This is a genomic window from Kitasatospora sp. NPDC096147 (genome assembly GCF_044763225.1).
GTDB lineage: Bacteria > Actinomycetota > Actinomycetes > Streptomycetales > Streptomycetaceae > Kitasatospora.
Genome location: NZ_JBIWFX010000024.1, coordinates 19389 through 41224, shown reverse-complemented (window position 1 = coordinate 41224; position 21836 = coordinate 19389). Strand labels below are relative to the sequence as shown.

Sequence of the window (21836 nt, the reverse complement as noted above, 5' to 3'; positions counted from 1 at the left end):
CCAGTAAACTCCGACAAACTCGCACATGTTCGAACAGGCGAAGGGGTCCGTCCACATGCCGCAGACCGAGGTGCGCCGCGCGCCGTTCGACCGCACCGGCGCCGGAGCCGCTATCGAGCGCTGGACCCTGAGCAGTGGTCAGGTCGAGGCGACGGTGCTCTCGCTCGGCGCGACCCTGCACGGGCTGACCGCCCCGGACCGGGACGGCCGCCCGGGCCAGGTGCTGCTCGGCTCCGAGGAACTGGCCGCGGTGCTGGGCCCGGCCCGGCACTACGGGGCGACGGTCGGCCGGTACGCCAACCGGATCGCCGACAGCCGGATCACCATCGACGGCGAGGAGCACCGGCTGGCCCCGACCGGCAACGGGGTGACCCTGCACGGCGGCCCCGACGGCTTCGCCAACCGGCTCTGGCAGGCCACCGAACTGCCGGGCGCCGGCGTCCGCCTGACGCTGCACAGCCGGGACGGCGACCAGGGCTTCCCCGGTGCGCTGGACGTCACGGTGGACTACGTGCTGGCCGGATCGGACCTCACCGTCACCTACCACGCCGTCACCACCCGCCCCACCGTGGTCAACCTGACCAACCACGCCTACTTCAACCTCGCGGGGGAGGGCTCCGGCGACGTCCTCGGCCACCTGCTCACCCTGGCGGCCGACCACTACACCCCGGTGGACGAGCGGCAGATCCCGCTCGGCCCGTACGAGCCGGTGAAGGGCACGCCGTTCGACTTCACCGCGCCGCGCGCGGTCGGCGAGGCGATCGAGGAGGCCGGCGGCTACGACCACAACTGGGTGCTCCGGCAGTACGGCAACGCGGCCGGCGTGGAGCCCACCCCGGCCGCGTACCTGGAGGACCCGGGCAGCGGTCGCACCCTGGAGGTGCTCACCACCGAGCCGGGCATCCAGGTCTACACGGCGAACGGCTTCGACGGCGCGGTGACCGGCCCGCGCGGGGTGCCGTACGGCCGGTACTCCGGGATCGCCCTGGAGACCCAGCACCACCCGGACTCCCCGCACCGGCCGGAGTACCCGAGCACGGTGCTGCGTCCGGGCGAGGAGTTCCGCTCCGTCACGGTCTTCCGCCTCGGCACCTCCTGACGACCGGTACCTCCTGACGGCCGGCGCCTCCTGACGACCCGACAGCCGCCGCCGGGCGTCCGGTGCCCGGCGTCCCGGCCGGGGCCGGTGCCGTCCTGCTGCAAGCCCTTGCGGCCGGTCGCCCCGGCCGGGGCCCGTGAGCTACTGCGCGGCCAGCCAGAGGTCCGGGCCGAAGACCTCGTAGTGCACCGCCTCGGCCGGGACGCCGCGCTCCAGCAGCTGCCCTCGCACGGCCCGCATGAACGGGAGCGGGCCGCAGAGGTAGGCCTGGACGCCGGGCGGGAGCGGGACGGCCGAGAGGTCGACCAGACCGTCGGTCTCCTCGTACCAGCGGTGCAGCTCGGCGTCGGGGAGGGCGTCGGTCAGCGCCGCGAGCTCGGCGGCGTGGGCGTGCGTCCCGGGGGAGCGGTCGCCGTGCACGGCCACCACCGGCCGCTTCGATCCGGTGCGCACCAGGTGGTCGAGCATGCCGGTCATCGGGGTGCAGCCGATCCCGGCGGAGGCCAGCAGCAGCGGGGCGTCCCCGTCGTGCAGCACCAGGTCGCCGAACGGGTGGGTGACGGCGAGCTCGTCGCCGACGGCCAGGTGCTCGTGCAGCCAGGTGGAGACCTCGCCGTCACGCTTCACGGTGATCCGCCACTCCGGCCGCCCGGGTGCGGCCGAGAGGCTGTACTGCCGGATCTGCCGCGCGCCGTCGGCCAGCCGCACGCCGACGCTGACGTACTGGCCGGGCCGGAAGGCGCCGACCGGGGCGCCGTCGGTGCGGCGCAGGGTGAAGGAGACCGCGTCGGCGGTCTCGGCCTGCCGGCCGGTGACGGTGAGGGACTGCCAGACGTCGCCCGGCTCCAGCCCGGCCTCCTGGTACAACTTGGCTTCCAGGGCGACGAGTTCACCGGCCATCAGCCAGTAGACCTCGCTCCAGGCGGCGGCCACCTCGGGGGTGACGGCCTCGCCGAGCACCTCCGCGATGGCGGCGAACAGGTGGGTGTGCACCACCTGGTACTGGGCCTCGGTGACGCCGAGCGAGGCGTGCTTGTGGGCGATCCGGGCCAGCATCGCGCCGGGCCGCACCTCGGGGTGCTCGACCAGCAGGGTGGCGTAGGCGGCGATCGAGCCGGCCAGGGCCTGCTGCTGCTCGCCGCTGGCCTGGTTGCCCCGGTTGAAGAGGTCGCGGAGCAGCTCGGGGTGGGCGGCGAAGAGCTTCGCGTAGAACAACGGGGTGATCTCCCCGATGGCGCCGCCGACGGCGGGCAGAGTGGCGCGGACGGTCTCGGTCGACTGCGGGGAGAGCACGGGTCCTCCTGGGTCAGGTGGCGACTGCGTGCTCAACCTAAATGGTGATCACCAGGTGAAACCTGGGCCGAAGGTCCCCATCGTGCCGAGCCTCGGTGCGGCACCGTCCGGCAACGCGCAGGACACGCGGACGTAACGATCCCCGGTTCTTGCAGAAACTTGCTGCAAGACCTTTCGAGGTCGCTCGCGCCGCTGTTACGTTCCTTCCCGAGCCCGACGGCCACGAGCAACGGCGCAGTCGGCAACGGGACGGCCATTATGCGCGGTCCCCTCCACTTCGGGCACCCCCACCTTTCCCCAAGGAGTTCTCATGCGGCGTGGCATCGCGGCCTCTGCCCTCGTTGCGGCCCTCGCGGTCACCATGGCGGCCTGTGGCAGCAGCGGCTCCGGATCCGATGACAAGGCCGCCGGCGGCCCGGTCACCATCACCTACTGGGACACCTCCAACGCCACCAACGAGGCGCCGAACTACGAGGCCCTGGTCAAGAAGTTCGAGGCCGCCAACCCGAACATCAAGGTCAAGTTCGAGAACGTCCCGTTCGACCAGGCGCAGAACAAGCTGCAGACCGCGATGGGCGCCACCGGTGCCCCGGACGCCTTCCGCGCCGAGGTCGGCTGGACCTCCGCCTTCGCCAAGGCCGGCTACCTGGAGCCGCTGGACGGCACCCCGGCGCTGACCGACAAGGCCGCCTTCCAGCCCAGCCTGATCCAGCAGGCCACCTTCGAGGGCAAGGTCTACGGCGCCCCGCTGGTCACCGACACCCTGGGCCTGCTCTACAACAAGGAGCTGTTCGCCAAGGCCGGCATCACCAAGGCGCCCGCCACCTGGGACGAGCTGAAGACCGCCGCGGCCCAGGTCAAGGAGAAGACCGGCGCCGACGGCTTCTTCCAGCGCGCCGGTGACGGCTACTACGCGATGCCCTACCTCTACGGCGAGGGCACCGACACGGTGGACGCCAAGGGCAAGAAGATCACCGTGAACTCGGCCGAGGCGGTCAAGGGTATCGAGACCTACAAGTCGATGTTCACCGCGCCGGGCACCGTCAAGGCCGACGTCACCACCGACTCCTACGCGCACATGATGGACGCCTTCACCAGCGGCAAGGTCGCGGCGATCATCCAGGGCCCGTGGGAGGTCACCAACATCTACAAGGGCTCCGCCTTCGCCGACAAGAAGAACCTCGGCATCGCGGCCGTCCCGGCCGGCTCGGCCGGCAAGGCCGGTGCCCCGACGGGTGGTCACAACGTCTCGGTCTACGCCGGTGCCGACAAGGCCCACAAGGACGCCGCCGCCAAGCTGGCCGGCTTCCTGACCTCGGCCGAGAGCCAGGCCTTCCTGGCCCAGAAGAACTCCACCCTGCCGACCCGCAGCGACGCCTTCACCCCCGAGGTCAAGGCCGACCCGGGCATCGCCGGCTTCCAGGCGATCCTGACCGCCGCCCAGCCGCGCCCCGAACTGCCGGAGTACTCCTCGCTGTTCGCCTCGCTCGGCACCAACCTGGGCAAGGTCGTCCAGGGCCAGAGCGAGACCAAGGCCGGCCTGGACGCCACCGTCACGGACTACGCCAAGCTGCTCCCCGGCTTCGCCAAGTAGGGCGGACCGCACCAGCCCGCCGCCCGGGCCGCCCACCTGACGGAGGTGGCCCGGGCGGTCGTACCCCCTCGGCTCCGGCCCCCGGCTCCGGCCCGCGCGGCCCCGGCCTCCCTCACCCCCAGCTCTTCCGAGAAGGTGTCAACTCATGGCAAGCGCCGTGCAGGACGCGCCCACCGAGGACGGACGGCGCCCCCGTCCCGGCCTGGTGGCCCGCGTCAAGCTCTCGTACAGCAAGTACTGGTACGCGTACGCGATGGTCGCCCCGGTCGTCATCGTGCTCGGGGTGTTGGTCGGCTACCCGCTGGTCCAGGGCCTCTACCTGACCCTGACCGACGCCAACAGCCTCAACTCGGCCCGCACCATCGGCGTCAAGCACATCCCGGCCACCCACGAGTTCATCGGCCTGCACAACTACGCCGACATCCTCTGGGGGCCCGGCTCGTACGACCGGTTCTGGTCGCACTTCGTCTGGACCATCGCCTGGACGGTCATCTGCGTCACCGTCACCTACGCGACCGGTCTGGCGTTGGCCATGCTGATGAACCAGCACCTGCGCGGTCGCAGCCTCTACCGGCTGATGCTGATCCTGCCGTGGGCGGTGCCGACCTTCGTGACGGTCTTCTCCTGGCGGCTGATGCTGGCCGACGGGGGAGTGATCAACGGACTGCTGGGCAGCGTCGGACTGCCCGAACCCTCGTGGCTCTCCGACCCGTTGGCCCAGAAGACGGCCGCCATCGTGGTGAACACCTGGGTCGGCGTGCCGTTCATGATGGTCTCGCTGCTCGGCGGTCTGCAGTCGATCCCCGGCGAGCTCTACGAGGCCGCCGAGATGGACGGCGCCTCGCCCTGGCAGCGCTTCCGCCACATCACCCTGCCGGGCCTGCGCACCGTCTCCTCCACCGTGGTGCTGCTCGGCGTGATCTGGACCTTCAACCAGTTCACCGTCATCTTCCTGCTGTTCGGCAACGGAGCACCGGACGCGCAGATCCTGGTCACCTGGGCCTACCGGCTCGGCTTCGGCCAACAGCCGCGCGACTACGCCCAGTCGGCCACCTACGGCGTGCTGCTGCTCTCCATCCTGATCGTCTTCACCAGCTTCTACCGCCGCTGGCTGGCCCGGAACGAGGAGGCGTCCCGATGACCACCACCATCGAAGACACCGTGAACACCCCGGCCGCGCAGGCGACTTCGCCCGCCCGTCCGAAGAAGGTCCGCCGCCGGGGCGAGAGCTCCCCGCTGGTGAAGGCGCTCTCGCACGCCGCCCTGGTGCTGGCCAGCCTGATCGCGCTGTTCCCGGTGCTCTACATCGCCTTCATCTCGCTCGGCCCGGACAAGATGGACTACCTGCACCCCGGGCGGATCCTCGACAAGATCACCTTCTCGAACTACACCACGGTGCTGTTCGACACCGACTTCGGCACCTGGTTCCTCAACTCGGTGATCGTGGCGGGCGGTACCACCGTCTTCGGCGTGCTGGTCGCCGCCACCACCGGCTACGCGGTCTCCCGGATGCGCTTCGCCGGCCACCGGCAGCTGATGTGGACCCTGCTGGTGACCCAGATGTTCCCGATCGCGGTCCTCATTGTGCCGATGTACACCATCCTCTCCGAGTTGAAGCTGCTGGACGGCTACCTTGGCCTGATCATGGTCTACTCCGCCACCACCGTCCCCTACTGCGCCTGGCTGCTGAAGGGTTACTTCGACACCATCCCGGTCGAGATCGACGAGGCCGGGCGGGTGGACGGGCTGAGCCCGTTCGGCACCTTCTGGCGCCTGGTCATCCCGCTGGCCCGGCCGGGCCTGGCGGTCGCCGCCTTCTACTCCTTCCTGACCGCCTGGGCCGAGGTGGCCTTCGCCTCGACCTTCATGCTCAGCTCCGGCAAGTACACGCTGGCCGTGGGTCTGCAGACCTTCATCAGCCAGTACGAGAGCCAGTGGAACCTGATGGCCGCCACCTCGGTGCTGATCGCGCTCCCCGCAGCTCTGGTCTTCTACCTGGTACAGCGTCACCTCGTGACCGGTCTGACCGCCGGCGCCGCCAAGTCCTGACGGCTCCCGTACCGTCAACACCGCCCCCGCACCTGCCTGTTGCCGCGAGCCGGCCGCCCCGACCGGGCGGCCGGACCGCCACCGAGTCCCCAAGGGATGACTGTCCATGACCCAGAACCTGGCCGACACCTCCCGGCCCGCCGCCACCCCTTCCGCCGAGACCTCGACCGAGTCCTCCGCTGCGAACGGTGCGGCCGGCAGAGGCTGGTGGCGGGACGCGGTCATCTACCAGGTCTACCCCCGCAGCTTCGCCGACTCCAACGGCGACGGCATGGGTGACCTGCCCGGCGTGCGCAGCCGGCTCCCGTACCTGCGCGACCTCGGGGTGGACGCGGTCTGGCTCTCCCCGTTCTACGCCTCCCCGCAGGCCGACGCCGGCTACGACGTGGCCGACTACCGCGCGGTGGACCCGATGTTCGGCACCCTGCTGGACGCCGACGGCCTGATCCGGGACGCCCACGAGCTGGGCCTGCGGATCATCGTCGACCTGGTGCCCAACCACTCCTCGGACCAGCACGAGTGGTTCCAGCGCGCCCTGCGCGAGGGCCCCGGCTCCCCGCTGCGCGAGCGCTACCACTTCCGGCCCGGCAAGGGTGAGGACGGCGAACTCCCGCCCAACGACTGGGAGTCCATCTTCGGCGGCCCGGCCTGGACCCGCACCGAGGACCCGGACGGCACCCCCGGCGACTGGTACCTGCACCTGTTCGCCCCCGAGCAGCCGGACTTCAACTGGGAGAACCCGGCGGTCGCCGACGAGTTCCGCTCGATCCTGCGGTTCTGGCTGGACATGGGCGTGGACGGCTTCCGGATCGACGTCGCGCACGGCATGGTGAAGGCCCCCGGCCTGCCCGACATCGGCGGCCACGACCAGCTCAAGCTGCTCGGCAACGACGTGATGCCGTTCTTCGACCAGGACGGCGTGCACGCCATCTACCGCGCCTGGCGGGAGATCCTGGACGAGTACCCGGGCCAGCGGATCGGCGTCGCCGAGGCGTGGACCCCGACCGTCCAGCGCACCGCCAACTACGTCCGCCCGGACGAGCTGCACCAGGCCTTCAACTTCCAGTACCTGGGCACCTCCTGGGACGCCGCCGAGCTGCGCGAGGTGATCGACCTCTCGCTGGACTCGATGCGCCCGGTGGACGCCCCGACCACCTGGGTGCTCTCCAACCACGACGTCACCCGGCACGCCACCCGGTTCGCCAACGAGCCCGGCCTGGGCACCCAGATCCGCACCCCGGGCGACCGCGAGCTCGGCCTGCGCCGGGCCCGGGCCGCCACCCTGCTGATGCTGGCGCTGCCCGGCTCCGCCTACGTCTACCAGGGCGAGGAGCTCGGCCTCCCCGACGTCACCGACCTGCCCGACGAGGTCCGCCAGGACCCGTCCTTCTTCCGGGCCGAGGGCCAGGACGGCTTCCGGGACGGCTGCCGGGTGCCGATCCCGTGGTCCGGCACCGAGGCCCCCTACGGCTTCGGCCCGACCGCCGGCGGCCCCAGCTGGCTGCCGCAGCCCGCCGAGTGGGCGGAGCTCAGCGTCGAGGTGCAGACCGGTGACCCGACCTCCACCCTGGAGCTCTACCGCTCCGCCCTGACGATCCGTCGGGAGCAGGCCGACCTCGGCGCGGGCGGGTCGGTGGAGTGGCTGGAGACCGGCGAGCACCTGCTCTCCTTCCGCCGGGGCTCGTTCGTCTGCACCGTCAACACCGGCGCCGAGCCGGTCCGGATCGCCGCCCCGGGCCGGATCCTGCTCTCCTCCGCCGAGGCCGTCGCGGTGGACGGCGAGACGGTCCTCCCGGCGGACAGCACCATCTGGTGGGCGGTCTGACGTGGTTGCAATAGGCTCTGGGATCGTGACTACGGCGCGACTCTCGGACATCGCGGCGCAGGCGGGGGTCAGCGAGGCCACCGTCAGCCGCGTCCTCAACGGAAAGGCGGGCGTCTCCGCGACGACCCGTCAGACGGTGCTGGCCGCCCTCGACGTGCTCGGCTACGAGCGCCCGACCCGGCTGCGCCAGCGCAGCGCCGGTCTGATCGGCCTGATCACCCCGGAGCTGAGCAACCCGATCTTCCCGGCGCTGGCCCAGGTGATCGAGCAGGTGCTCAGCCGGCACGGCTTCACGCCGGTGCTCTGCACCCAGACGCCGGGCGGCTCCACCGAGGACGAACTGGTGGAGATGCTGGTCGACCGGGGCGTGGCGGGCATCGTCTTCGTCTCCGGCCTGCACGCCGACTCCACCGCCGACCACGACCGGTACGCCAAGCTGACCGGCCGTCAGGTCCCGTTCGTGCTGATCAACGGGTACAGCGAGAAGATCGCCGCCCCGTTCATCTCGCCGGACGACCGGGCCGCGATGTGGATGGCCGTCCAGCACCTGGTCGGACTCGGCCACCGGAAGGTCGGCCTGGCGGTCGGCCAGCGCCGGTACGTGCCGGTGCTGCGCAAGATCGAGGGCTTCACCGCCGCGCTCGGCGAGTACCTCGGGTACACCCCGGAGCAGGCCGCCGAGTACGTGCACCACACGCTGTTCAGCGTGGAGGGCGGGCACGCGGCGGCCAACGCCCTGCTGGACAAGGGCTGCACGGCGATCGTCTGCGGCAGCGACCTGATGGCGCTCGGCGCGATTCGGGCGGTCCGCCAGCGCGGCATGGCGGTGCCCCGGGACGTCTCGGTGGTCGGCTTCGACGACTCGCCGCTGATCGCCTTCACCGAGCCGCCGCTGACCACCATCCGCCAGCCGGTCGAGGCGATGGCCACCGCCGCCGTCGACGCCCTGCTGGAGGAGGTCAACGGCAGCGGCTCGCAGCGGGACGAGTTCATGTTCCAGACCGAGCTGGTGATGCGCGGCTCCACCGGCCCGCGCCGGTCGGAGCAGTAGGACCGGAGGGGACGGAAGGGCCCGGGACCACGCGGTCCCGGGCCCTTCCGCACGCCTGCCGCCCCGTCGCGGGGCACGGCGAGGGGCACGGGGCCGGGTGCACGTTGTGCGGGCAGGAGGCCGACGGTGGGCCCGGGAGCCGACGGTCCGTCAGCCGACCGCCCCGTCGCGGGGCACGGCGAGGGAGCCGGGGCCGGGTGTACGTCGTGCGGGCAGGAGGCCGACGCTGGGCGCGGGAGCGGACGGCCCGTCAGCCGACCGCCGCGTCGCGGGGGCAAGGCCCTGGAGTGCTGCGGCTGCCGGACGGACCGGCGTCGCCCCGAACGGTGGCTCGGACGTACCGGCCCCGTGGTCGCCGTGCCGCTCGGCTGCGACGGCCCGAACCGGCACACCGGTGCCGCCGGCCCGGAGCCGCGCTCCTCGTCCACGCCGCCTGGGCACCCGCTACCGCCTCCGGCGTTGTCGGTCCCGCGCGCGGCGACGCCACCGACCGGCGGCTCCACCCGCCCGATGCCCGTGGCCGGGTCGACAGCCACCGGGCTGAGGCGCCGACCCGTGCCGCCCGGCCCCGCCGAGCGGGCGCCGCCGGAGCACGCGCCCTCCTTGCCCGGCATCGGGCAGGGGGCCTTCGCCGGCTTCTCGTCGGTCGCCGATGTTCGCATGGACTCTCCCCCAGCCTCCGGCCGGGGGTGGCCCCTGCCCTGCCTTCGGCATCCCAGCCTCCGGCCGGGGGTGGCCCCCGCCCCGCCTTCGGCATCCCAGCCTCCGGCCGGGAGGTGCCCCGGCGCCGCCGAGCCACGCGCGCTCCTTGCCCGCCAACGGGTAGGTAGGGACCCTTCAACGACGCCCGCCCAAGCGGCCGGCGGAGCCGCACGGTGTCACAGCCGCCCCCATCAAGGAGACAGCCCCTAGCCCTCCTGGACGGCGGTGTCCGGCTTCACCAGCCGACTCTCGTCGGCGGCATCGCCGGTCCGTGCCTCGGTGCGGCGGCTGCGCGCGAGGTAGTCACGGAGGATCAGTTCGACGGCGTCCTGCGGGTTCCGGGTGCCGGCGAGGAGCATCAGCTCGATCGCGAAGTCGGCTTCCAGGGAGACGGTGACCTTGGCCATGGCGGCAGGATACGGCGCTGCCCCCGGAGCCGACCAGAGCTCCGGGGGCAGCGCTTCACACCGTCGTCAGACGCGGCCCGCGAAGTCGGGGGCCCAGTTGGCGATGGTCTCGGTCTTCACGCCGGCGCGGGGGTTGGCCGCCTCGACGTACTTGCCGCCGCCCAGGTAGATGGCGACGTGGTAGACGCCGGAGTTCGCGCCGTTGTTGGACCAGAACAGCAGGTCGCCCGCCTGGAGGTTGTCCAGCGAAACCCGGGTGGCCGCGTCCGCCTGGTCGTTGGCGACCCGCGGCAGCGAGACGCCGGCCTGGCGGAAGGCGGCCTGGGTCAGGCCGGAGCAGTCCCAGCCGCCGTTGCTGCTGCCGCCGTAGACGTACGCCTGGCCGACCTTGGAGAGCGCGAAGTTGATCGCGGCGGCCTTGGAACCGGTGGCCACGGTGGTGGTCTCGGTGGCGGCCTTCTTCGCCTTGGTGGTGGCGGAGGTGCCCGTGGCGGCGCCGTTCCCGGTGCTCTTCGAGGACGAACCCGACTGCGGCGCGGCCGGCTTGGGGGCCGGGGCGGCCACCGCGACCGTGCCCAGGGTGAGCTGCTGGCCCGGGTAGATCACGTGCGGGCCCTCGGGGAGCTGGGCCTTGTTGAGCTCGTAGAGCTTCTCCCAGCCGCCCTCGACGTTCTGGTCGCGGGCGATGGTGGAGAGCCAGTCGCCGGCCACCACGGTGTAGCTCTTGGCAGCGGCGGTCTGCGCGGTCTGCGCGGTCTGCTCGGCGGCCTTGGGGGCGGCGGCCTGCGGGGCCGCCTTCGGGGTCTCGGCCTTGGCGGCGGAGGTGTCGACCTGGGCGGGGGCGCCGCCCTTGGTCAGGCCCGCCTGGACCGAGCAGACCGGCCAGGCACCGGGGCCCTGGACCGCGAGCACCTTCTCGGCGATCGCGATCTGCTGGGCCTTGGTGGCCTGGTTCGCCTGCGGCGCGTACTGCTTGCCGCCGAACTCGGCCCAGGTGCTGGAGGTGAACTGCAGGCCGCCGTAGAAGCCGTTGCCGGTGTTGATCGACCAGTCGTTGGTCGACTCGCAGGCGGCGACCTTGTCCCAGGTGGAGACGGAGGCGGCCGAGGCGGTGCCGGCGGTGAGGGTCGGGATGGTGAGGCCGATGCCCACGACGCCGGTGGCGGCGATGAGTCGGCGGGCACGCTTGGAAGTGGTGCTGGACAGCACGAAGACGCGTTCCTCTCCCACGCCTGCGAGGTGAGCTGTCGGATTCGGGCTGGAGTTGCCCGGCCGTGCCTGAGCACGGCTTCACCCCAAGCCTGAGAACGGTCATGTGTGACCGGTACCAGGCGACTTACCTGTGGTTCCCCCGCCCCTGCCGCGGTGCTGATGAGCTGCCGACCCGTCCGGCGGCAGGATTCGGCGTTCCGGAGGGGCTGGGTCCGTGTGGTCACGAACAGGGCGTCACGTTAGGCAGAGTTAAGTTGAAACCGCAAACCCCTGTGACGCTGATCATGGTTTCTTTACCGACTCTTCATGAATCGGAAGCTGTCGATCCGGATGTCGATTCCGATCGATTCTGTTCAAATTCCTTGCGGCTCAAGGGATTTGCCTATGCTTCGGGTCATGCGGCACGCGAGAGGGCCCCAGCCGGGCCCGTCGGACAACGGATCGGCAAGGGTCAGTCGCCGGAAGCTCCTCATCGGCCTGGCGATCGGCACCGCCCTCGCGGCGGTCGGCGTGGAGGAGGTGATCCGGCGCAGCGGCAGTGGTCCTGACGTCCTCTCGGGAGCCCAGCCTCCGCCGCCGCCCGATCATTCGCATGCGCACGGTGGTTCTCCCAGTGCCTCTGACAGTCCGTCCGCCGAGTCCTCCGTCTCCCCGTCGGCCTCCCCGTCGACCGCCGCCACCTCCGGCGAGCCGGTGCCCGGGGTCGCCCCCTCGACCGCCGCGCCGGTGCGCCCGCGCGCCTGGTCCGACCAGGCGGGCTGGAGCGGCGGGGCCGCGCCCGGCCCGGGTGCGGCGGTGCGGATCACCGACCACGTGCTGCTGGACCGGGACGTGACGGTGGGTTCGCTGCTGGTCGAAGCGTCAGGTTCGCTCACCTTTGCCCCGGATCGTCCCGTTTCGCTCACCGCCAACGGCAACGTCGAGGTCCGGGGCGCGCTCACCCTCGCCCCGCAGGGGGCCGCCACCGTCCACGCGGTGCGCTTCCCGAGCGTCAACGAGGGCCGCTTCCAGGGCGGCGGGATGGGTCTGGTGGAGAGCGACACCGGCCTCTGGGTCACTGGCTCCGGCCGGCTCAAGCTGGCCGGCTCGGGCCGGACGGCCTGGGTCCGCGCGGCCGGCGCGCTGAAGGCCGGCGACACCAGCATCAAGCTGGCCGCAGCCCCGGCCGGCTGGCAGGTCGGCGACGAGCTCGCCGTCACCCCGACCGGCGCCCCCGACGCCGACGGCTTCTCCGAGCACTACGACTACCGCACCGTCACCGCCGTCAGCGGAGCCACCGTCAGCCTGGACGGCCCGCTGAAGTACGCCCACCCCAAGGTCACCGCGGGCGGCGGGGTCAGCGTCGGCGCCGAGGTGCTCAACCTGACCCGCAACGTCCGGATCGAGGGCACCGAGAAGGGCCGGGCCCACGTCCACATCACCAGCAACCAGCGCGCCGAGGTCCGGTACGCCGCGCTGCGCTGGCTCGGCCCGCGCAGCGCCGGCAAGGAGAAGTGGGCCGGCAAGCCCGTCACCGAGCCGGTGCTCGGCCGGTACGGGCTGCACTTCCACATGCTCGGCGACACCACCCGGGGCACCGTGGTGGAGGGCGTGGTGGTCCGGGACACCGGCAGCCACGCCTTCGTGCCGCACAACTGCCACGGCATCACCTTCCGCTCCTGCATCGCCCACCAGACCCTGGAGGACGCCTACTGGTGGGACGGCCCGCTGGACACCCGCACCCCGCAGGGCCCCTCGCACGACATCACCTACGACAGCTGCGTGGCCTCCCGCACCCAGTTCGACCCCAACCCGCGCGGTTACCGGCTGACCGGTTTCAGCCTCGGCGCGGGCAAGGGCGGGATCGCCCGGGACTGCGTCGCGGTCGGCGTCCAAGGGGCCAACGGGGCGTCGGGCTACGAGTGGCCGGAGACCAGCGAGGGGGTGTGGACCTTCGAGCGCTGCCTGGCCCACAACAACCTGGAGAACGGCATCTTCGTCTGGCTGAACGCCGAATTCCACCACACCGTCGGCCAGTTCGTCGCCTACCACAACGGCGGATGGGGCATCGAGCACGGCGCCTACCTGAACGACTTCGAGTACAACTCCACTGTGCTGTACGGCAACGCGGCCGGGGGAGTGGCCATCCATGCGCTCGGCCGGGACAAGGGCACCGTCTTCGACGGCCTGCTGATCGACGCCGCCGGGCAGTCCGACTACGCGGTCTCCACCGCCCTGCACCAACTCCCGGGCGAGACGGTGCAGGTGACGCGGAGCAAGCTGACGGGCTATCGGAAGGCCGGGGTCGCGCTGCGCGCGGTGGACGGCGGGGCGCCGGAGGACATCGCCGTCCTGGACTGCGAGTTCAGCGGCGAGGCGCTCTGGCTGGACCCGAAGCTGCCCACCCCGAAGCGCGTGGTGCTGCGCAGGGCGGGCGGCGAGGCGCAGGAGATCCACCTGTCGGGCGCGTCCACCCCGGCCCCCGGGCTCGCCGCGCCGCGCGCGGTGGTCACGCCCCGGATCGGCCTGCGGGACGTGGCACCGGTCAGCTGAGTCCTCGTCCGGTTCCGTTCGTTCACGGAGACGGAGACGCGCCAGGGCCCCGTACGGTTGCACACCGTACGGGGCCCTGGCGCGTCGTCAGGTGGTGGTGGGGCCGTCAGACCCCGGCCTCCTCCTCGGCCACCGGGGCGGCCTCCGGGAGCGCCGCCAGGTAGGCGGAGGCGATCAGCTGGCCGAGGGCCGGGTAGGCGCCGAGCGGGGCGGCACTCGGGCAGCCCGCCTCCTCGGCGGCGGTGGCCAGCAGCTCCGGGTCGGCCTCCGGGCCGACCACCAGCGGGGCCAGGGCCGGACGCTGCGACCCGGTGGCCCGCAGGTGGTTGACGGCGGCCAGCACCGAGCCGGGCACGTCCAGGGCGGCGCCGACCACCGGGACGGCGAGCCGGGCGGCCAGCAGCACGCCGGTGATCTCGGCGGCCTGGGCCGCCTCCTCGCCGCCGGCGGTGGTGAGCACGATGCCGTCGGCGGCGGTCGCGATGGCGAACAGCCGGGCCCGGTCGGCGCGGGCCAGCCCGGCCTCGGAGAGCCGGACGTGGACGGCCTCGGCCAGCAGCGGGTGCGGGCCCAGCACGTCGGTGACGGTGGCACCGGCCTCGTCGGCCAGCTGGTGAAGCTCGGTCAGGAAGCCGTGCGGGCCCGGCAGGAGGGGCACCAGCACCGGAGCCGGCAGCCCGGCCTCGGCGGCCCGGGCCAGCAGGCCGGCGACGGTGGGGGAGTCGTCCTGGGCGCCGCCCAGGTAGGCGGCGGTGGCCTCGATGCCCGGCTGCTCGCCGCGCACGATCGAGAGCAACTCCTCGACCACGGGGCGGGCCTCCGGCCCGGCGGTGGCCGGGACGGCCAGCACCAGCGTCGGCGAACCCACCGGGATCTCCGGCCGCTCGGGACGGCGGTGGCGCCCCCGCGCACGGGAGCCTGGAGTGCGGACGGGCAGTGGCGGGCCCGGGATGGCTGCTGTGCTCATGGCGGAGATCGTAGGACATCTCCCCCCACCGGCCACAGCCGGGCCGCAGTCCGGACAGTGATCGGCATCACAATCCGACAGAGGTGACGGACCGTGAGTCATGTCCGAACACCTCCGAAGATCGACAACCAGCAGGAGTTCGAGTACGCGCAGTCATCGGTATGTCCACGATTGGCCCGCGTTTGTCCTGATACGGGGCGTCAACTGACCTGACGTGTGCGGTTGCTGGGGGAGTTATGCCCGTCCGGTGCACGCGCAAACACCCGTGCTGATGCACGTGCACTGGAGCTATCATCACGTCAAGTGAGGCGAACGCCTGGCACGTCGGGGAGATCACCATGCAGAACACCACGTACAACGGCATGCCGGCCGCGGACCTCGAAGGCGTGGTCTGGCAGAAGAGCCGGCACAGCAACTCCCAGGGGAACTGCGTGGAGTTCGCGGCCCTGCCCGGCGGTGACGTCGCGATGCGCAACTCCCGTTTCCCGGACGGGCCGGCCCTGGTCTACACCCGCGCGGAGATCACGGCGCTGCTGCTCGGCGCCAAGGACGGGGAGTTCGACCACCTGGCGGGCTGACCGTCCGTCGGAGGGGGACCGCACCGGCCGTCGCGAGGGGATCGCGGCGGCCTTCGTCGTGTCCGGGGCGGCGCCGGCCCGGGGGGTGACGGTCCGGGGCGTGGTCGCCTGCGGCGCGGCCGGCCGGGGCGTGGTCACCGGAACCGGCCCTGCCCCGTCGGCGGGCGGCCCGTGGAGGGCCGGGCCCGGACGGGGCGTCGGGTGCGGACGGGGCGTCAGGCGGAGCGCCGGTGACGGCCGTTGGCGGCGGCGGGCTGGGCGGCGGTCTCGGACTCGAACACGGCCCACACCACCTTCCCGGCTCCGGCCAGCGGGTGCCAGCCCCAGGAGCGGCTGAAGGAGTCGACCAGGTGCAGGCCCCGGCCGGACTCGGCGACGAAGTCGGGCTCCCGGGCGATCGGCCCCTGGCTGCTCGGGTCGCTCACCGCGCAGACCACCTGCGGCGAGCGGTGCACCAGGCTTATTCGGATCGGCAGCAGCCGGGCCTCCGGGGTCCGCGACTCGACCAGCCGGTCCGGGCCGGCCTGCACCGGCAGGCGGAGCCCCTCCGGGTGGCGGCGCACCTCGGCCGACCCGGCGTCGGGCCGGTGCAGCAGGGCGTGCCGGAGCGCGTTGGTGACCAACTCCGAGGCGACCAGGGCGATGTCGTCGAAGAGTGGGGACAGCCCCCAGCCGTGCAGCGTCTCCCGGGCGAACTCCCGGGCCGTGCGTACGGCTTCGAAGCGGGGAGCGAGGGTGCAGCTGACCACGTGCGGGTCGGCCGCGATGGCCGTACCGGTGCTCATGAAGAGCTCCTCCCATAAGGGGGCGGACACGGCGGGACCCACCGGGGTCATGCCGGTCACCTCCGACTCGCTCGGCCGCGCGGACACCGGGCCGACGAGCCACGTCCGCACACGTCGATCCGGCCACGCGGGGGCGCGGCCGGAGGCGTGTGCGGAATCGCGCGTGGGGACGTCGACACGGTGCCCGCAGGGGTGCCAGGGGTGTGCAGGTGCACGTGCACCATGGTCCCGTGCGCACACTGCGGATGCAAGAGTCGATTCACGTGCAGTCGCACCTTTGGCATATGCAAGCGCCGGATGCACGTGCATTCTGGGACGGCCGGGGCAGAACTGGCAGATTGATCAGTCAGTACCGGCACCCAGAGCGCTCACTTGATGGCAGACTGTGCGCTGTTTGCTCACGGCGGAGGTTTTGACGGCAATGACCACAGTCCAGCCCGGTGGCGGTTCGATGGTGCGCCGGATCCTGCTCGGCTCGCAGCTCCGCCGACTCCGGGAGTCCCGGGGCATCACGCGCGAGGACGCCGGCTACCAGATCCGTGCCTCCGAGTCGAAGATCAGTCGGATGGAGCTCGGCCGGGTCTCGTTCAAGGAGCGCGACGTGGCCGACCTGCTCAGTCTCTACGGGGTGGACGACGGCGCCGAGCGCGAGGCCCTGCTCGGCCTGGTCCGGGAGGCGAACAAGTCCGGCTGGTGGCACAGCTTCAACGACGTGCTGCCCGGCTGGTTCCAGACCTACGTCGGCCTGGAGGAGGCGGCGGCCCAGATCCGCACCTACGAGGTGCAGTTCATCCCCGGCCTGCTGCAGTCCGAGGAGTACGCCCGCGCGGTCTTCTCGCAGACCCGTCCGGTGATCACCGAGGAGGAGCTGGAGCGCCGGCTCAGCCTCCGGATGCGCCGTCAGAAGCTGCTCAGCGACGGGCCGGGGCCGCGCCTGTGGGCGGTGATCGACGAGGCCGCGCTGCGCCGCCCGGTCGGCGGCCCGAAGGTGATGCGGGCTCAGGTCCAGTACCTGCTGGACGTCTCGGAGCAGGCCAACGTGGTGATCCAGGTGATGCCGTTCCGCTTCGGCGCGCACGCCGGCGAGAGCGGCGCCTTCTCCATCCTGCGCTTCCCCGAGCAGGACCTGGCCGACGTGGTCTACCTGGAGCAGCTCACCAGCGCGCTCTACCTCGACAAGCGCGACGACGTGGACGCCTACGTCCAGGTGATGGAGCGCCTGTGCGTGGACAGCCTGACGCCGGACCAGACCAAGGACCTGCTGACCCGGATACTCTCCGGCAACTGACGCCCGCCGTCGGTCCGTTCCGTGGCACCCCCATGTCCGTTGGCCTGACGCATTCCTGACAGACCGTCAGCTTCCCGGTGGCTCAGACCCGGGTCGGCGGCTGGGAGCGCGGCGGCGCCTCGGGCTGCGGCGGCACGCCCGAGTCCCAGGCCAGGCCGTAGCGGTAGAACAGGTCCGCGCGGATCGGCGGCAGCGAGACCGCCGCGCCGGGCAGCAGCAGGCCGATCACCCCGCCCATCAACGCGCTGCGCAGCACCGCGTGTTCGGCCACCGGATCGGCCGCGCCCCAGTCGCCCAGCAGCCCTTGGAGGATGCCGCCCAGGGTGCGCTGCTCGGGGTCCTTCACGAACGCGCCGGTGTCCGGGTCCAGGATCAGCGCCAGGTGCGAGCGCATCACCTTGGGGTGGTCCAGCGCCAGCCCGAGCACCGCGTCGATCGCCCGGGCCAGCCGGGCCTCCGGGCCGGCGTCCGCGGGCAGGCCGGCCAGTGCGGCCGAGACCGTCCGGTGCATCATCCGGTGGGTGGCCGCCTGCATCAGCAGCCGCTTGCTGTCGAAGTAGTACGTGAGCAGCCCCCGGGCCAGCCCCGCCCGTTCGGCGATGTCGCCCAGGGTGGTCCCGGCGTACCCGTGCAGGTCCACCAGCTCGACGGTCGCCTGCATGATGCGGAGCCGGGAACGGTGGCGCATTTCCTCGTTGACCGATTCCCCGCGAGGTGCCATCGTGTCTGCTCCGTACGTTGATTGGCTCCCAGCCAATATACTGTGCGGGAGCCGCTCGCCGGGCCCCTTCGGGCTCCGCGTACGGCGACGGGGCCGGGTCCACCAACACGGGGGTTTGGTGGACCCGGCCTCCGTCACGAGTGCCGGTGGTTCGTCGGCCCGGCCGCTGCCGAGTCCCTGCTCAGCCCTTGGTCAGGGCCTCCGCCGGGGCCTCGGTGGCGGGGGCGGCGGTCGGGGCCGACCGGCGGTAGTCGTAGTCCGGCACGGCGGCCGGGGACTTCCGCCGCTCCAGTGCCACGCCGGTGGCCGCCACCACGAAGCCGACCAGGGCGATCCCGGTGACCAGCAGCAGGGCCGGGCGGTAGCCGTCCAGCTGGGCGGCCGGGCTCTCCGCCCCGCCGCTGCCCGCGGTGATCACGGCGGTGACGGCGGCCAGCACCAGGGCGCTGCCGACCTGGAAGGCGGTGTTCACCAGGCCCGAGGCCAGGCCCTGCTCCTCGTCGTCCACGCCGTTGGTGGCGGCGATGTTGACGGACGGGAAGCCGAGCGCGAAGCCGATGCCGAGCAGCACCATGCTGGGCAGCACCAGGCCGGTGAAGCTGCTGTGCTCGTCGAGGCGGAGGAAGAGCGCGTAGCCGAGGGTCAGCGAGAGCACCCCGAGCAGCATCAGGCGGCCGGTGCCGAAGCGGTCGACGATCGCGCCCATCTTGGTGGCCGAGAGGGCGACCAGTGCGCCGGCCGGCAGGAAGGCCAGCGCCATCTCCAGGGCAGACCAGCCGAGCAGCCGCTGCAGGTAGAGGGTGGCGATGAACTGGAAGCCCGCGTAGGAGCCGAAGAGCGCCAGTGCGGTCAGATTCGCCCGGGCCACCCCGCCGTTGCGGAAGATGCCGAGGCGGACCAGCGGGTGCGCGGTGCGCTGCTCGACGGCCAGGAAGGCCGCCGCCAGGGCCACCACCACGGCCAGCGAGCCGATGGTGCGCAGGCTGGCCCAGCCGGCGCTCTGAGCCTCCGTCACGGTGAAGACCAGCAGCAGCAGCGAGCCGGTGCCGGTGATCGCCCCGGCGATGTCGTAGCCGCCCGAGCCGCGCGGCGGCCGGGGCTGACGGGGCAGCAGCTTGACGGCGAAGGCCAGCGCGATCAGGGCGACGGGCACCGGGCTGAGGAAGGTCCAGCGCCAGCCGGCCGAGGTGAGCAGCCCGCTGAGCACCAGGCCGAGCGAGAAGCCGCTGGCGCCGGTCACGGTGTAGATGCTGAGCGCGCGGTTGCGGGCCGGGCCCTCGGCGAAGGTGGTGGTGATGATCGACAGGCCGGCCGGGGCGGTGAAGGCCGCCGCCACGCCCTTGATGAAGCGGGCCGCGATCAGCAGGCCGCCGTCGTCCACGACGCCGCCGAGCAGGGAGGCGGCGGCGAAGACGGCGAGCGCGACCAGGAAGACCTGACGGCGCCCCAGCAGGTCGGCCGCCCGGCCGCCGAGCAGCAGCAGGCCGCCGTAGCCGAGCACGTAGCCGCTGACCACCCACTGGAGGGTGGAGGTGGAGAGCTGGAGGTCGGAGCCGATCGAGGGCAGCGCGACGCCGACCATCGAGACGTCGAGGGCGTCGAGGAAGAGGGCGGCGCAGAGCACGATCAGGGTGCCCCAGAGGCGGGGGCTCCAGGCTTCGTCGCCGTGGACGGACGGGGCATCAGAGGTGGTGGCGGGAGCGGCGGTTGCCGATGGCTCTCGTGCGGTGGTCATGGCGAGGAGACTTCCATGCACGTGCATTCAATGCAAGTCGATTTAATGTGTACGCAATAAGTTCATGCGCATGTGGTACGGTGGCCGCGTGTCCGAACCCGAGGTCCCGGTCGACGGGACGAACCTGGTCTCCGACTGGCGCGATCTGCTGGCCCGCCAGGCGGCCACCGCCTGTGCGCTCGACCGTGAGCTGGGGGAGCGGCACGGGCTGGGCATGAGCGAGTTCGAGGTGCTGGAGCGCCTCTACGAGGACGCCCGGCGGCCCGAGCACGAGAAGCGGCTCCGGGTCCAGGACCTGTCCGCCCAGGTGCACCTGAGCCAGAGCGCGCTGTCCCGGCTGATCGGCCGGCTGGAGAAGGCCGGGCTGGTCGAGCGGGCGATGTGCTCCTCCGACCGGCGCGGCATCTACGTCACCCTCACCGAGGACGGCCACGAGCGCTACGAGCAGGCCCGGCCGGTCCACCGGGAGGTCCTGGCGCGCACCCTGGGCGGCGGCGCGGCGCAGGAGGGCTGACGGTCCGTCGGGTCCCGGTGGTACTCCGTCAGGCTGCCGTGCCCAGCCGGATCAGCGCCTTGAACCAGCCCGGCCGTCCCCCCGGGGAGGGCGGTCGAGCCGTTCGCCGGCAGGATGCCGGCCAGGCCGGCGGCCGGTGCGACCAGCAGGGCGGAGCGGAAGCCCGGCACCGAGCCCGTGTGCCCCGCGTAGTCCGGTGCGGCGGCCTCCGGCCTCGGCTCCGGCTCCGGCTCTGGCCTCGGCCACCGGGCCGCCCGCAGGCATGCTCGCCGGGCCGCCGGGCCAGAGCTCCAGGCCCAGGCCGTAGCAGCCGTCCGGCACGGCCGGAAGGCGCATCTCGGCCAGGGTCGCCGCGCTCAGCACGCCGTCCTGACCTCCGGTCAGGAATGCCGCCCAGCGCACCAGGTCGTCGAGCGTGGACCAGTGCTGCCCGGACGGTGACATCACGCCGAAGTCGTAGGGCGGGACGGCCGGTGATCGTTCGTCCGGTACGGTTCGAGGCCGGAGGAACCCGGGGCGGTACGGTCCCCGGATGAGCGCACCGGGGGATCGCATGTCGGAGACCGCACGTGTCTGGGCCGCAGGGTGGGCAGTGTCGCGACGGGTGCCCGCGCCGGTGGAGGTCGGCTGGGGACTGCGGATCGCGGTCGGCCGGCCGCACGAGACGGTCCGTCACCTGCTGATCGACGCCCCGGCCGAGGCGGCCCGCGCCCTGGTCGCCTCGATCGACGAGCCCGCCGTCTGCGTCAAGGGATTCCTCCCGGTCGAGGAGATGGAGCCGTGGTTCCCGGCCGCCGCCTGGCGGCCCTTGGAGCCCTGCTTCCTGATGGCCGTCGATCTGCGTCCCTCGGCGGCCCGGACGCCGGAGGGCTACACCGTCACCACCTCGACCACCGACGGGGTCGTCACCGTCCGGGTCCTCGGCCCGGACGGCTCACCGGCTGCCGCCGGTCAGGCCGGACTGACCGCGACGGTCTGCGTCCCCGACCAGATCTCCACCGAACCCGCCCACCAGCGGCGGGGGTTGGGCACGGTGGTGATGGCCGCCCTCACCGATGCCGCGCTCGCGGCGGGGGTCGGCCTCGGCGCGCTGGGTGCCACCGTCCAGGGCCGGGCGCTCTACGAGACCCTCGGCTGGAAGGTGCTCGCCCCGTTGAACGGTTACGTCTCGGGGCCCCGCTGAGGAACGGCCGACCCCGGCAGAGCGGCCAGCGTGGCCGACACCTTCGTGCCCGGGCTCGGCGTGCCCGCCGCCGGGGGAGTGGAGGTCGGAGGTTCGGGTGGCACCCGGCCGTGACCCGCGCTCCGGGTCGGTCGCCATTGAGGGCCGGTCGGCTCCGCACTGCGTCTCGACTGGCCCTCGGCACACCGAGTGCCCCGGCTGCGGCCAAGGTGTGCCGTGCGTGGCGGCCGGTCGGGAGCGTCGGGGTCGGCCGCGCTCCGGATGCCTGCTCAGACCAGGCTGGCCGGGCCCGGGGCGGTGG

18 protein-coding genes and 1 riboswitch are annotated in these 21836 nt (G+C 72.5%); of the genes, 11 read left to right on the top strand and 7 right to left on the bottom strand.

Translation table 11 applies throughout. From position 1 onward, the window contains the following. Positions 1-25: 25 nt before the first annotated feature. Positions 26-1099, top strand: a complete 1074-nt coding sequence (locus ACIRBX_RS37425) for an aldose epimerase family protein (RefSeq protein ID WP_402304729.1) — start codon at positions 26-28, stop codon at positions 1097-1099. 141 nt (positions 1100-1240) lie between these two features. Here the strand turns inward: ACIRBX_RS37425 and ACIRBX_RS37420 are convergent, their stop codons facing one another. Then, on the bottom strand, positions 1241-2392 hold the full coding sequence (locus ACIRBX_RS37420) for a globin domain-containing protein (protein WP_402304727.1): 1152 nt from the start codon (positions 2390-2392) through the stop codon (positions 1241-1243). A gap of 310 nt (positions 2393-2702) precedes the next feature. Here ACIRBX_RS37420 and ACIRBX_RS37415 point away from each other — a divergent pair, with 310 nt between their 5' ends. From ACIRBX_RS37415 to ACIRBX_RS37395, 5 genes are all read left to right on the top strand, one after another. Then, positions 2703-3986, top strand: a complete 1284-nt coding sequence (locus ACIRBX_RS37415) for an extracellular solute-binding protein (protein ID WP_402304726.1) — start codon at positions 2703-2705, stop codon at positions 3984-3986. Between the two features lie 145 nt (positions 3987-4131). Beyond that, a complete protein-coding gene (locus tag ACIRBX_RS37410) occupies positions 4132-5127 on the top strand; it encodes a carbohydrate ABC transporter permease (protein ID WP_402304723.1) in 996 nt (331 codons plus the stop codon). Beyond that, positions 5124-6035, top strand: a complete 912-nt coding sequence (locus tag ACIRBX_RS37405; RefSeq protein WP_402304720.1) for a sugar ABC transporter permease — start codon at positions 5124-5126, stop codon at positions 6033-6035. The genes ACIRBX_RS37410 and ACIRBX_RS37405 overlap by 4 nt, the downstream gene beginning before the upstream one ends. A gap of 106 nt (positions 6036-6141) precedes the next feature. Next, positions 6142-7860, top strand: a complete 1719-nt coding sequence (locus ACIRBX_RS37400; RefSeq protein WP_402304717.1) for a glycoside hydrolase family 13 protein — start codon at positions 6142-6144, stop codon at positions 7858-7860. 25 nt (positions 7861-7885) lie between these two features. Then, complete coding sequence (locus ACIRBX_RS37395) at positions 7886-8911, top strand: LacI family DNA-binding transcriptional regulator (RefSeq protein ID WP_402304715.1); 1026 nt, start codon at positions 7886-7888, stop codon at positions 8909-8911. 908 nt (positions 8912-9819) lie between these two features. Here the strand turns inward: ACIRBX_RS37395 and ACIRBX_RS37390 are convergent. After that, positions 9820-10020 carry a hypothetical protein gene (locus ACIRBX_RS37390; protein WP_402304712.1) on the bottom strand — a complete coding sequence of 67 codons (201 nt, stop codon included), beginning with the start codon at positions 10018-10020 and terminating at the stop codon, positions 9820-9822. A gap of 66 nt (positions 10021-10086) precedes the next feature. Further along, complete coding sequence (locus ACIRBX_RS37385; RefSeq protein WP_402304710.1) at positions 10087-11250, bottom strand: transglycosylase family protein; 1164 nt, start codon at positions 11248-11250, stop codon at positions 10087-10089. Next, positions 11237-11437: riboswitch (cyclic di-AMP (ydaO/yuaA leader) on the bottom strand. (Overlaps the previous gene by 14 nt.) A 191-nt stretch (positions 11438-11628) precedes the next feature. Between ACIRBX_RS37385 and ACIRBX_RS37380 the strand changes: the two genes are divergently transcribed. Further along, the gene (locus tag ACIRBX_RS37380) at positions 11629-13764 is read left to right on the top strand and encodes a hypothetical protein (protein ID WP_402304708.1); all 2136 of its coding nucleotides are present in this window, start codon (positions 11629-11631) and stop codon (positions 13762-13764) included. A gap of 106 nt (positions 13765-13870) precedes the next feature. Here the strand turns inward: ACIRBX_RS37380 and ACIRBX_RS37375 are convergent, their stop codons facing one another. Beyond that, the gene (locus ACIRBX_RS37375) at positions 13871-14731 is read right to left on the bottom strand and encodes a sirohydrochlorin chelatase (RefSeq protein ID WP_402304707.1); all 861 of its coding nucleotides are present in this window, start codon (positions 14729-14731) and stop codon (positions 13871-13873) included. A gap of 338 nt (positions 14732-15069) precedes the next feature. Between ACIRBX_RS37375 and ACIRBX_RS37370 the strand changes: the two genes are divergently transcribed. After that, positions 15070-15309, top strand: coding sequence for a DUF397 domain-containing protein (locus ACIRBX_RS37370; protein WP_402304705.1), 240 nt, complete (start codon positions 15070-15072; stop codon positions 15307-15309). 215 nt (positions 15310-15524) lie between these two features. Here the strand turns inward: ACIRBX_RS37370 and ACIRBX_RS37365 are convergent, their stop codons facing one another. After that, complete coding sequence (locus ACIRBX_RS37365; RefSeq protein WP_402304704.1) at positions 15525-16094, bottom strand: ATP-binding protein; 570 nt, start codon at positions 16092-16094, stop codon at positions 15525-15527. A 421-nt stretch (positions 16095-16515) separates the two neighbouring features. Here ACIRBX_RS37365 and ACIRBX_RS37360 point away from each other — a divergent pair, with 421 nt between their 5' ends. Next, positions 16516-17382: a helix-turn-helix domain-containing protein gene (locus ACIRBX_RS37360; protein ID WP_402304702.1), complete on the top strand. Its 867-nt coding sequence runs from the start codon at positions 16516-16518 to the stop codon at positions 17380-17382. Between the two features lie 82 nt (positions 17383-17464). On the opposite strand, the gene ACIRBX_RS37355 is transcribed toward ACIRBX_RS37360, so the two are convergent. Next, positions 17465-18070 carry a TetR/AcrR family transcriptional regulator gene (locus ACIRBX_RS37355; RefSeq protein WP_402304700.1) on the bottom strand — a complete coding sequence of 202 codons (606 nt, stop codon included), beginning with the start codon at positions 18068-18070 and terminating at the stop codon, positions 17465-17467. Between the two features lie 214 nt (positions 18071-18284). Further along, positions 18285-19838 carry an MFS transporter gene (locus ACIRBX_RS37350; RefSeq protein ID WP_402304699.1) on the bottom strand — a complete coding sequence of 518 codons (1554 nt, stop codon included), beginning with the start codon at positions 19836-19838 and terminating at the stop codon, positions 18285-18287. A gap of 88 nt (positions 19839-19926) precedes the next feature. On the opposite strand from ACIRBX_RS37350, the gene ACIRBX_RS37345 reads away from it, so the two are divergent. Beyond that, entirely contained in the window at positions 19927-20352 is a 426-nt protein-coding gene (locus tag ACIRBX_RS37345; protein ID WP_402304698.1) for a MarR family winged helix-turn-helix transcriptional regulator, read from the top strand. A gap of 604 nt (positions 20353-20956) precedes the next feature. After that, positions 20957-21535 carry a GNAT family N-acetyltransferase gene (locus ACIRBX_RS37340; RefSeq protein ID WP_402304696.1) on the top strand — a complete coding sequence of 193 codons (579 nt, stop codon included), beginning with the start codon at positions 20957-20959 and terminating at the stop codon, positions 21533-21535. The last annotated feature ends 301 nt before the right edge of the window (positions 21536-21836 follow it).